This is a genomic window from Streptomyces sp. NPDC050508, assembly GCF_040655155.1.
Taxonomy (GTDB): domain Bacteria; phylum Actinomycetota; class Actinomycetes; order Streptomycetales; family Streptomycetaceae; genus Streptomyces.
In genome coordinates this window covers 97,532-109,295 of sequence record NZ_JBFAJJ010000026.1, presented here as the reverse complement: position 1 = coordinate 109,295, position 11,764 = coordinate 97,532, and the positions used below count along the sequence as shown (strand labels likewise).

Here is an 11,764-nt window from a genome sequence, read left to right as displayed (position 1 = left end):
CTGCAGGGGGGACCCTGTGGGAGAGTAGGACGCCGCCGAACAAATATTGCGAAAACCCCTGTACCGTTTATTCGGTACGGGGGTTTTCTGCGTTTAAGGGTCCTGTAAAAGGCTCTGCTTTTCAAGCAGGCCCTCTTATTACAGGCGTCCCGCACTCTTGAGAGCCAGATACGCGTCCGCCAATGCCGGCGCGAGATCGTCCGGTGTCGCGTCGACGATGGTGACGCCGGCCCGGCGGAGTTTTTCCGCGGTGCGGTCGCGTTCGGTCTGGGCGCGTGCCGCAGCCGCCGCCTCGTAGACCGCCTCCGTGTTTCCACGGGCCGTAGCCATGCGGGCGATATGCGGGTCTGCCACGGATGCCACCAGAACCGTATGGCGCTGGGTGAGTTGGGAGAGCACAGGGAGCAGGCCCTCTTCGACCGGAGCCGTGTCGAGGCTTGTCAGCAGGACGATCAGGGAGCGGCGGGGTGCTGTGCGGATCGCGGTGGCTGCCAGGCCTCGGGCGTCTGTTTCGACGAGTTCCGGTTCGAGTGTTGCCATGGCGTTGACCAGGGACGGGAGTACGTCGCGTGCCGTGCGGCCCTGGACGAGGGCGCGGACCCGGCGGTCGTAGGCGAGGAGGTCCACGCGGTCGCCGGCGCGGGATGCCAGGGCTGCCAGGAGCAGGGCTGCGTCCATGGAGGAGTCGAGGCGGGGGGCGTCACCGACGCGGCCCGCCGATGTGCGGCCGGTGTCGAGGACGAGGAGGATGTGGCGGTCGCGTTCGGGGCGCCAGGTGCGTACCGCGACCGTGGTCTGGCGGGCGGTGGCGCGCCAGTCGATGGAGCGGGTGTCGTCGCCGGGGACGTATTCGCGCAGGCTGTCGAATTCCGTGCCCTCGCCGCGGGTCAGCACGCTGGTGCGGCCGTCGAGTTCGCGCAGGCGGGCGAGCTTCGACGGGAGGTGCTTGCGGCTGGTGAACGGGGGCAGGACGCGTACCGCCCAGGGGACCGCGTGGGTGCCCTGGCGGGTGAGGAGGCCGAGAGGGCCGTAGGAGCGGATGGTCACTCGGTCTGCGTGGCGGTCGCCTCGGCGGGTGGGGCGTAGGCGGGTGGTGAGGCGGCGGCGTTCGCCGGGCGGGACCGTCAGGTGGTGGCGGGATGCTGCGAATTCTGTGCCGGGGAGCCAGCTGCTGGGGGGCCAGGCGTCGCGGATGCGGGCCCGGAGCGGGCGGCGGGACGGGTTGGTGAGCGTCAGGGTGACGTCGGCGGATTCGCCCAGGCGTACGGAGGTGTCGCCCGAGCGGGTCAGGCTCAGACGGCGTACCGGGGCGGCCAGGGCGAAGTCGCAGGCGCAGGCCACCGCCAGGGGGACGTTGACGGCCAGGATGCCCGTCCAGCTGGGCTCCCAGATGCCTACGGGGAGGGAGCCCAGGGCTGCGAGGAGGGCGGCGCGTCCGGTGAGTGCCATCAGCGGGGGACCGGGACGTGGGCGAGGATCGCGTTGATGACGGAGTCCGCTGTCACGCCCTCCATCTCGGCCTCGGGGCGCAGCTGTACGCGGTGGCGGAGGGTGGGGAGGGCGAGGGCCTTCACGTCGTCCGGGATGACGTAGTCGCGGCCGGTGAGCCAGGCCCACGCGCGCGAGGTGGCCAGGAGGGCGGTGGCACCGCGGGGGGACACGCCGAGGGTGAGGGACGGCGATTCGCGGGTGGCGCGGCAGATGTCGACCACGTAGGCGGTGATCTCGGGGGAGATCGTCGTCTTGGCGACGGCCGTGCGGGCCGCTTCGAGGTCGGCGGGGCCGGCCACGGGGCGCAGGCCGGCGGCGTGGAGGTCGCGTGGGTTGAAGCCCTCGGAGTGGCGGGTGAGGACGTCGATCTCGTCCTGGCGGGAGGGGAGAGGGATCGTCAGTTTGAGGAGGAAGCGGTCGAGTTGGGCCTCGGGGAGGGGGTACGTGCCCTCGTACTCGACGGGGTTCTGCGTCGCCGCGACCAGGAACGGGTCGGGGAGCGGGCGCGGGGTGCCGTCGACCGTGACCTGACGTTCCTCCATCGCTTCGAGGAGGGACGACTGGGTCTTCGGAGGGGTGCGGTTGATCTCGTCCGCGAGGAGGAGGTTGGTGAAGACCGGGCCGGGCTGGAAGCGGAACTCGGCGGAGCGGGTGTCGTAGACCAGGGAGCCGGTGACGTCGCTGGGCATCAGGTCCGGAGTGAACTGGATGCGCTTGGTTTCGAGTTCGAGCGCGGATGCGAGGGCGCGCACGAGCAACGTTTTGGCGACTCCAGGGACTCCTTCTAGGAGAACGTGTCCGCGGCAGAGGAGGGCGACGACGAGGCCGGTCACGGCGGGGTCCTGGCCGACCACGGCTTTGGCGATCTCGGCTCGCAGGGATTCGAGGGAGGCTCGGGCGGTGCCCGCATCCCCTGTGTACCCGGCGTTGTCAGTGGTCGGGTCCATCATGAACGGCGTACCTCTCTTTCGAGGGCGTCGAGTTGGTCGGCAAGTGCGATGAGGGCCGCGTCGTCGCTGGGCGGCGGGCCGAAGAGGAGGGCGTGCAGGGTCTGTCCGTCGCCGTGGAGGTGGGCGGAGAGCGCGGGGAGCAGGGCTTCGGGCGCGTGCGCTTGGGAGACGGGGACGCCTACGAGGGGGGCGAGGCGAGTGCGGGTGGTGGAGCGCAGGGCGTTGGCCGCGCGGTCGCGGGCGTTGGCCTTGCGGTAGAGGCGGGCGCGGCCTTCGACGGTTTCGGAGGCGCGGATCGCCACGGGGAGTCTTTCGGGCACCAGGGGGCCGAGTCGGCGTGCCCGCCACAGGGCGGCTACGCCTGCTGCGATGAACAGTTGCAAGGTGCCCCAGAGCCAGCCCGAGGGGAGCAGGTCGAAGAAGCTCTGGCTGCCGGAGTCGGTGGCCGTGGTGTCGGACAGCGAGGGGAGGTACCAGACCAGATGGGGGCGGGAGCCGAGGAGTTGGAGGGCGAGCGAGGCGTTGCCCTGCTTGTCGAGGCGGTTGTTGAGGAGGATGTCGGGCGAGCCGATGACGACGGTGTCGCCGCCCCCGGATGCGTCCGGGAGCCGGAGCAGGGTCGGCATGCCGTCGCTGGGGTAGCACTCGTCGGCGCCGGTGGCGCTGGTCGTGTACCGGTAGCCGCCGGTTTCCGCGTCGCCCGCGCGCTGGGCGGCGGGCAGGGAGCAGTCGGGGGAGAGCGGCGGCATGAGACCGGGGCCGGAGTCCGTGGTGACCTCGGGGGCGAGCCGGTCCAGGGACGGGGCTCCGGGGGCGACGAGGACCGTACGGCTCCCGGAGTTCGCGAACGCCGAGTGCAGGCCGGACTGTTGATGGTTGGTCAGCAGGTCGGGGACGGCGACCAGGAGGGTGGTGTCCGGGCCGGCCGCGGCGCGGGCCTGGGCGAGGGTGGTGACCACGCGGGTGGACACGCCCCGGTCGCCGAGGAGTTCGGCGACGGCGCGGCTGCCGTAGGGATCGGCGGAGCGCGGGTCGAGGCTGCCGTGTCGGGCGTCGGAGCGGATCGCGGCTATCGCCACGGCGGCGGCCAGGAGGATCACGAGCGCGAGGACGATGCCCCGCGCGCGGGTCCACACCTGGCGGGCGGTCGGCGAGGCCGAGGTGGCGGGGAGCGCGGCCTCCGTGGTCATTCGGCGGCCCCCTGGCTGGTGTGGTGGGCCGTGCTGTGGGCGCTGCTCGTGAGGACGGGCCTGGTCCGCTCCAGGTCGCGGTCGAGGTCGGCGATGCGACGGTACGACTGTTCGCTCGCGCCGCGTCCGCCGTATGTCACGTCGTCGAAGTGTCCGGCGGCGGCGCGCAGTTCGTCCGTGTGCGTCGGCAGTGCACGGCTTGCTTCCGCGACTGCCTCGTCGGCTGTTCGGCCGGGGCGGACATCGAGCAGGGCCCGTTCCTCCAGGGAGCGGACGATGGCACGCATGCGTTCCTGTACGGCGGGGTTCCAGTGTCCCTGGGCGGCGTGTGCCTCGGCGGCCGAGCGGTGTTCGGCGGCGCTTCGGGGGCGGTCGTCGAACAGGGCAGCGGCGGAGGTGGGTTGGCGGTGCGGGGTGCCGAGGCGCCACCACAGGGCGGCGCCGACTGCGAGGACGACCAGGATGACGACGATCAGGCCGACCGTTCCGCCGGGTGTCGCCGCCGACGCCCTGCCGAACAGCTTGTCGACCCAGTCCCAGACGGCGTTGATGGCCCGCTGCACCAGGCTGGGGTCGTTCTCGTGGTACATCTGCTTGGACAGTTCACGCCGGGCCGCTTCCCGCGCGGGGTCGCGCGGGATCGTCACCGGCGGTTCGTCGCCTGAGAGGGCCGACGCCCGTATGACTGTGCCGTGGGCGCGCAGCAGCGCTCCCGCGGTCGATTCGACGGCGTGCGGCAGCGCCGCGGGTACCGCTGTGAGAACTCCCCCCGCCAGGCTCACCGCATCAACTCCCGGGAGTAGGGCCGTGGGCGGCGGTGCCGTAGTCCTGGACGCCGGAGGCGCGGGCCAGGTCGAGGTCGAGGGCCTCGCGGCGGATGCGCTGGTCGATGTACAGGAGCACGGTGACGCCCGCCGTGATCGGGAACGAGATCATGCGGCCGATCACCGAGCCGACGCCGCTGATGATGAGGAACGTCCAGCCGAGGTCGCCGGTGCCGTTGACGAGGCCGCTGAGGCCGTCGCCGCTCAGCAGTCCGGCGATGAGGGCGAACGGGATCACGAGGATGGAAGACAGGATGCTCGCGATGATCTGGGCGAGCAGCTGGATGCCGAAGATCCGCCACCAGGAGCCGCGCACCAGCTTGGCGGAGCGGCTCATCGACTTCACGATGCCCTGCTTCTCCAGCATCAGTGCGGGCGAGGCCAGGGAGAAGCGGATCGCCAGCCAGAGGGTGAGGACGCAGCCGACGAGGCCACCGATGACGGCGAGCGCGATGCCCGCGTCCTGCGACCCGGTGACCGCCACGACGATGCCGGGCACGGTGGGGACGCCGATCAGGGCGATGGCCATGAGGATCAGCAGGATGATCAGGCCGAACAGCTTGACCACCTGGGGGCGGGCGTCGCGCCAGGCTTCTCCGGCGGTCACCGGCTTGCCGAGCACGGCGCGGCTGGTGACGGTCGTGAGCAGGGCGGTGGCGACGACCGTGCCGATGAGGACGACCAGGTAGACGACGCCGGTGCTGAGGAAGGCCTCGCTCATGCCGCGGGTCACTTCGGAGGCGCTGGCGTTCGGGTCGTCCAGGGCGTTGGTGCTGGTGAGGTCGCTGAAGGCGAAGCCCTGGACGAGGACGACGATGGTCTGCATGACGACCGCGACGCTGAGCGAGACGCCCAGGACCGTGCGCCAGTAGGTGCGCATGGTGGAGACGGCGCCGTCGAGGATCTCGCCCACACCGAGCGGGCGGAGCGGGATCACACCGGGCTTGGCCGCGGGCGGGGGACCGCCCCAGCCGGCTCCCCAGCCGCCGGGAGCGCCGTAGCCGCCAGGGCCGCCGTATCCCCCGGGGCCTCCGGGGCCGGCCGGGCCGCCGGGGTGGCCGCCGCCCCAGCCCGGGCCCGGCGGTGGGGGCGGTGGTGCCTGGCCCTGGCCCGGGGCGCCGGTGGGCGCGGACCACTGGGCGGGGGGCGGCTGCTCCTTGGACCACTGCGGGCCGTGGCCCGACGGGTCCGTGCCCGGCTGGTCCGCGGTTTGTGCGGGGCCGGGGCCGTCAGCGGGACCGGACGCGCCGGGCTCGGGCCCGTCGGGCGGGGCGGATCCGGGCGAGGCCCAGCCCGGAGTGTCGTTCATCGTCGCTCCTTCACGGTGCCCGTCCGCGGGCGCGGCGGCAGGTTGGCAGCCATCGTGCCATGGGGTGGCCGACCCGTGACCGGCCGCGGTATGGGCTGCACACCTTCAATTGTCCGCCGGATACGGGGCAGACTGACCGCATGGCTGATCAGTACGCGCAATCCGGCGAGGGCGGCCGGCCGACCGAGATACCCGCGATCCGCTGGGACGAGCCTCCCGAGGGTCCTGTGCTGGTCCTCCTCGACCAGACGAGACTGCCGGCCGAGGAGGTCGAGCTCGTGTGCACGGACGCGTCCGCGCTGGTGGACGCGATCCGCTCGCTGGCGGTGCGCGGGGCGCCGCTGCTCGGCATCGCGGGGGCGTACGGCGTCGCGCTCGCCGCCGCGCGGGGCTTCGACGTGGACGAGGCCGCGATCGCGTTGGCGGGCGCCCGGCCGACCGCGGTGAACCTCTCCGTCGGCGTGCGCAGGGCCCAGGCCGCGCACCGCGAAGCGGTGGCCAAGGGAGGTGGCCCGGAGCAGGCGGCCGGGGCAGCGTTGGCGGCGGCGCGGCGGTTGCACCGGGAGGATGCCGAGGCCAGCGCACGGATGGCCGCGCACGGGCTGGCACTGCTGGACGAGTTGCTGCCCGGCGGTGGGCACCGGATTCTGACGCACTGCAACACCGGGGCGCTGGTGTCGGGGGGTGAGGGCACGGCCTTCGCGGTCGCGCTCGCGGCGCACCGGGACGGGCGGCTGAGGCGGCTCTGGGTGGACGAAACGCGCCCGTTGCTGCAAGGTGCTCGCCTGACGGCATATGAGGCGGCGCGCAACGGTATGGCGTACACCTTGCTCACGGACAACGCGGCGGGCTCTTTGTTCGCGGCCGGGGAGGTGGATGCGGTGCTGATCGGGGCGGACCGGATCGCCGCCGACGGTTCGGTGGCGAACAAGGTGGGGAGCTATCCGCTCGCCGTGCTCGCCAGGTATCACCATGTGCCGTTCATCGTGGTGGCGCCGGTGACGACGGTGGATCCGGACACGCCGGACGGGGCGTCCATCGAGGTGGAACAGCGCCCCGGCTTTGAGGTGACGGAGATCACGTCACCCCAAGTGACGATGTCGGGACCGGGAGGGGGAATTCCGGTGGCACCCCTGGGGACCCAGGCGTACAACCCGGCGTTCGACGTGACGCCTCCCGAGCTGGTGACGGCGATCGTCACCGAAGAAGGTGCCGTTTCGCCCGTGACGGCAGAGGCGCTTGCAGAGCTGTGTGACAGGTCACGACAGGTAACGATTTAGTTAATGGGATGATGTCGTTTATGAAGGGACGAGTCCTTGTCGTCGATGACGACACCGCACTGGCCGAGATGCTCGGCATTGTGTTGCGTGGTGAAGGTTTTGAGCCGTCTTTCGTAGCCGACGGCGACAAGGCGCTGGCCGCTTTCCGTGAGAGCAAGCCCGACCTGGTGCTCCTGGACCTGATGCTGCCCGGACGGGACGGTATCGAGGTGTGCCGCCTGATCAGGGCGGAGTCCGGGGTGCCGATCGTGATGCTCACGGCGAAGAGCGACACCGTCGATGTCGTGGTGGGCCTGGAGTCGGGCGCCGACGACTACATCGTGAAGCCGTTCAAGCCGAAGGAGCTGGTCGCCCGGATCCGGGCGCGGCTGCGGAGGTCGGAGGAGCCGGCGCCCGAGCAGCTCGCCATAGGCGATCTGGTCATCGACGTGGCCGGTCACTCCGTGAAGCGGGACGGGCAGTCGATCGCGCTGACGCCGCTGGAGTTCGACCTGCTGGTCGCGCTGGCCCGTAAGCCCTGGCAGGTGTTCACGCGTGAGGTGCTCCTGGAGCAGGTCTGGGGCTACCGGCACGCGGCGGACACCCGGCTGGTCAACGTGCATGTCCAGCGGCTGCGCTCCAAGGTCGAGAAGGACCCGGAGCGGCCGGAGATCGTGGTGACCGTCCGTGGGGTCGGTTACAAGGCGGGACCGAGCTGACATGTCCAGGGACAGTGCCGCTTCGGTGTCCGGGGGATCCGGGGCCCGCGCGGGGCGGCCTGTCGGCCGGACGGCGGCGGGCTCCCGCTGGGGACGCCTGTTGGAGGGCGGGCTGCTGCAGGGCGGTGTCCAGGGCAGCCCGGTCCTCCGCCTGTTCATGCGCTGGGTGCGCCGGCCGCTGCTGCCGGTCATGCGGTTGTGGCGGCGCAACATCCAGCTCAAGGTCGTCGCCACCACCCTGTTGATGTCGTTGGGCGTCGTCCTGCTGCTGGGCTTCGTCGTCATCGGCCAGGTGCGCAACGGCCTGCTGGACGCCAAGGTGAAGGCCTCGCAGAGCCAGGCCACGGGCGGGTTCGCCGTGGCCAAGCAGAGGGCCGACGAGGCGGCCAGCGGCACTGCCGACGACGGTTCCGCGACCGACGGCAGCTCCTCGCAGAACGTCATCCAGTGGATGAGCGACCTCGTGTCGTCGCTGTCCAGCGGCGGTCAGGGCGCCTTCGACGTGGTCACGCTGCCCGCGGGCGTGGACAGCGGCGGCGGACGCAGCCCGCGCGGCTCCGGGTACGTCGACCCGTCCGCGAGCGTGCCCGAAGACCTGCGTGAGCGGGTCAACGACAGTACGACGGCGGCCCAGAGCTACACCCGCATCATCTACAGCAACGGCAAGGAGTCCCAACCGGCGCTGGTCGTGGGCAAGCAGGTCAACGACCCGAACAGCGATCCGTACCAGCTGTACTACCTCTTCCCGCTCACCCAGGAGGAGAAGTCGCTCAGCCTGGTCAAGGGAACCCTTGCCACGGCCGGGCTCTTCGTCGTCGTACTCCTCGGGGCCATCGCCTGGCTCGTGGTGCGGCAGGTCGTCACCCCGGTGCGGATGGCCGCCGGGATCGCCGAACGGCTGTCCGCCGGGCGGCTGCAGGAGCGGATGAAGGTCACCGGCGAGGACGACATCGCGCGGCTCGGCGAGGCCTTCAACAAGATGGCGCAGAACCTCCAGCTGAAGATCCAGCAGTTGGAGGACCTGTCGCGGATGCAGCGGCGGTTCGTGTCCGACGTGTCGCACGAGCTGCGGACGCCGCTGACGACCGTACGGATGGCGGCCGATGTCATCCATGACGCGCGCGTGGACTTCGATCCGATGACCGCGCGGTCCGCCGAGCTGCTGGCCGACCAACTGGACCGCTTCGAGACGCTGCTCGCGGACCTGCTGGAGATCAGCCGCTTCGACGCGGGCGCGGCGGCCCTGGAGGCCGAGCCGATAGACCTCAGGGAGGTCGTACGGCGGGTCCTCAGCGGCGCCGAGCCGCTCGCCGAGCGCAAGGGCACGCAGATCCGGGTCGTCGGCGATCAGCAGCCCGTCGTCGCCGAGGCCGATGCCCGCCGGGTGGAGCGGGTGCTGCGCAATCTCGTCGTCAACGCCGTCGAACACGGCGACGGCAAGGACGTCATAGTCAAGCTCGCCACCGCGGGCGGGGCCGTCGCCATCGCGGTGCGCGACTACGGAGTCGGGCTCAAGCCCGGTGAGGCGACCCGGGTGTTCAGCCGCTTCTGGCGGGCGGACCCGGCACGCGCGCGTACGACCGGTGGTACGGGTCTGGGGCTGTCCATCGCCCTGGAGGACGCGCGGTTGCACGGCGGCTGGCTGCAGGCGTGGGGTGAGCCGGGCGGCGGCTCGCAGTTCCGGCTGACGCTGCCGCGGACCGCGGACGAACCGCTACGGGGCTCGCCGATACCCCTGGAGCCCAAGGACTCACGCCGTAACCGCGGACTCAGCGACGCCGGTCTGCCGAGCGGGGGCGGGGACAAGCGCGCGACGGTGCCGGTGCAGCCCATGGGCGACCAGGTGCCGCCGATACCCTCGCGGGCCCCGATCAACCCGAGGCTCACCACTCCCACCGCGGACCCGACGGCGCTGCCCGGCAACGGCGCGCGCGTGGTGCCCCGGCCGACCGGCGGTACCCGGCGGCAGGAGGAGCGGTCGCCCGCGGACACTCTTCGGAGCGACAGCGCGCGCAGCACGGACCCGGCCGCCGCGCCGGAGGACTCGAACAAGCAGGGGGAGGCATCTCGTGGGCGCTGACCGCGAGGGAGGCGCTCGGCGGAAGCCGGCACGCGCGGCGGCGTACGTCGCATGTGGCGTCGTAGTGCTGGCGGGATGTGCCTCGATGCCCGACAGCGGGGACCTCCGGGGTGTCGAGTCGACGCCGCGGCAGGACACCCAGGTGCGGGTTTTCGCGATGCCACCCCAGGAGGACGCGTCGCAGGGGGAGATCGTGCAGGGCTTCCTGGAGGCGCTGACCAGCGACGATCCGCACTACAAGACGGCACGCATGTACCTGACCGCCAAGGCGGCGCGGAACTGGCAGCCGGAACTGTCCACCACGGTGCTCGCCGACGGCCCGAGCACGGAGGTCCTGCGGCCTCCCGGCGGCCGGGAGGACACCGGCACCTTCACGTACACACTGACCGGCGACCGCGTCGCCACGGTGGACTCGCAGCAGGCGTACGCGCCGGCGGACGGGAAGTACAGCAAGGCCGTACACCTGACGAAGGATGCGAAGAGCGGGCAGTGGCGCATCGACGGGCTGCCGCAGGGCGTCGTCATGGGCAACTCGGACTTCCAGCGCAACTACATGTCGGTCAACAAGTACTACTTCGCGTCGAACACGTCGGCCGGGACGACCTCACAGCCGATCGCTGTGGCGGACCCCGTGTTCGTACGGCGGCGGGTGGACCCCATGACGCAGATGGTGCGTTCGCTCCTGAACGGGCCGACCAGTTGGCTCGGGCCGGTGGTCAGGTCGAGCTTCCCCACCGGGACGGCGTTGCGAAAGGGGGTCACCTCGTTGACCCCCGACGACCAGAACAAGCTGACGGTCCCGTTGAACCAGAAGGCCTCGCGGGTGGGGCTGACCCGGTGCAACGAGATGGCGACGCAGATCCTCTACACGCTCCAGACGATGACGCCCACGGTGGACGAGGTCGAGCTGCAGGCCGCCAACGGCGCGCAGTTGTGCGTGTTCGCCGAGAACAGCGCGAAGGGCTTCGCGGCACACGGCCCCATAAAGCGCCCCGAGTACCTGTACCTCCTCGACGACAAGCACCGGCTGGTGCGGATACCCAGCGGCAGCCATGGCACGAGTGTCGTCCCGGTGCCGGGCGCGCTGGGCGAGGGCGACAAGCAGCTGCGATCGGTGGCGGTGTCGCGTGACGAGGAGACCGCGGCCGGCGTCGGCCTCGACGGGAAGTCGCTCTACGTCGGGTCGATGGTGTCGGGCGCCTCGCTCGGGGACCCCGTGCTGACCAGCCAGGGCAAGACGGAGGCGGACCGGCTGACGGCGCCCAGCTGGGACGCGCAGGGCGACCTCTGGGTGGCCGACCGGGACCCGAAGAACCCCCGGCTGCTCATGCTGCAGAAGGGCGCGGGTCAGCCGATCGCGGTGGAGACGCCGGGGCTGGACGGCCGTATCGAGTCGGTGCGGGTGGCCGCGGACGGGGTGCGGATCGCACTCGTCGTGGAGAAGAACGGCAAACGGTCGCTGCTCATCGGGCGGATCCAGCGGAGCGGGGCGACCGGGGAGCCGCCGGTGGTCTCGGTCCTCGAACTGCGGTCCGCGACCCCGGACCTGGAGGAGATCACGGCCATGTCGTGGGCCGGGGACAGCCGGCTCGTGGTGGTGGGGCGCGCGCAGGGAGGCGTGCTGCAGATGCGGTACGTCCAGGTCGACGGCTCCACCCCGGAGGGCCCGGCACCCGCGGCTCTGACCGGGGTGAAGGAGATCGCCGCGTCCGAGGACGACAAGCTGCCGCTGGTGGCCTACTCGGAGGACGGGATCGTACGGCTGCCGACCGGGGCCCAGTGGCAGAAGGTGGTCAAGGCGGGGTCGGCGCCGGTCTATCCGGGGTGAGACATTCGCCGGTCCATCTGGGGTGAGTGAGGTACTGAGAAGCGGCCGTCTCCGGCCGGGCTGAGGCTCGGCGGAGACGGCCGCTCGCGTGTTGCGGGGTGGCTCCGCACTCGT

The 11,764-nt window shown here is 71.5% G+C and carries 9 protein-coding genes; 4 read left to right on the top strand and 5 right to left on the bottom strand.

All coding sequences use genetic code 11. The annotated features are described in order from the left end of the window. Positions 1–138: 138 nt before the first annotated feature. The 5 genes from AB0I69_RS44120 to AB0I69_RS44100 are packed head-to-tail and all read right to left on the bottom strand — an operon-like array spanning position 139 to position 5,764. Positions 139–1,449, bottom strand: coding sequence for a DUF58 domain-containing protein (locus AB0I69_RS44120; RefSeq protein WP_363101465.1), 1,311 nt, complete (start codon positions 1,447–1,449; stop codon positions 139–141). After that, the gene (locus AB0I69_RS44115) at positions 1,449–2,441 is read right to left on the bottom strand and encodes a MoxR family ATPase (RefSeq protein ID WP_363101464.1); all 993 of its coding nucleotides are present in this window, start codon (positions 2,439–2,441) and stop codon (positions 1,449–1,451) included. The genes AB0I69_RS44120 and AB0I69_RS44115 overlap by 1 nt, the downstream gene beginning before the upstream one ends. Continuing rightward, positions 2,438–3,631: a DUF4350 domain-containing protein gene (locus AB0I69_RS44110; protein ID WP_363101463.1), complete on the bottom strand. Its 1,194-nt coding sequence runs from the start codon at positions 3,629–3,631 to the stop codon at positions 2,438–2,440. Before AB0I69_RS44110 ends, AB0I69_RS44115 begins: the two co-directional genes overlap by 4 nt. Further along, entirely contained in the window at positions 3,628–4,413 is a 786-nt protein-coding gene (locus tag AB0I69_RS44105; protein ID WP_363101462.1) for a DUF4129 domain-containing protein, read from the bottom strand. The genes AB0I69_RS44110 and AB0I69_RS44105 overlap by 4 nt, the downstream gene beginning before the upstream one ends. Before the next feature lie 4 nt (positions 4,414–4,417). Further along, on the bottom strand, positions 4,418–5,764 hold the full coding sequence (locus AB0I69_RS44100; RefSeq protein ID WP_363101461.1) for a hypothetical protein: 1,347 nt from the start codon (positions 5,762–5,764) through the stop codon (positions 4,418–4,420). A gap of 140 nt (positions 5,765–5,904) precedes the next feature. Between AB0I69_RS44100 and mtnA the strand changes: the two genes are divergently transcribed. The 4 genes from mtnA to AB0I69_RS44080 are packed head-to-tail and all read left to right on the top strand — an operon-like array spanning position 5,905 to position 11,650. Further along, positions 5,905–7,044, top strand: coding sequence for an S-methyl-5-thioribose-1-phosphate isomerase (gene mtnA / locus AB0I69_RS44095; protein WP_363101460.1), 1,140 nt, complete (start codon positions 5,905–5,907; stop codon positions 7,042–7,044). Positions 7,045–7,052: 8 nt separating this feature from the next. Next, positions 7,053–7,742, top strand: a complete 690-nt coding sequence (gene mtrA, locus AB0I69_RS44090; RefSeq protein ID WP_187284748.1) for a two-component system response regulator MtrA — start codon at positions 7,053–7,055, stop codon at positions 7,740–7,742. Position 7,743: 1 nt separating this feature from the next. Continuing rightward, entirely contained in the window at positions 7,744–9,822 is a 2,079-nt protein-coding gene (mtrB, locus tag AB0I69_RS44085; RefSeq protein WP_363101459.1) for an MtrAB system histidine kinase MtrB, read from the top strand. Beyond that, a complete protein-coding gene (locus AB0I69_RS44080) occupies positions 9,812–11,650 on the top strand; it encodes an LpqB family beta-propeller domain-containing protein (RefSeq protein ID WP_363101458.1) in 1,839 nt (612 codons plus the stop codon). The genes mtrB and AB0I69_RS44080 overlap by 11 nt, the downstream gene beginning before the upstream one ends. The last annotated feature ends 114 nt before the right edge of the window (positions 11,651–11,764 follow it).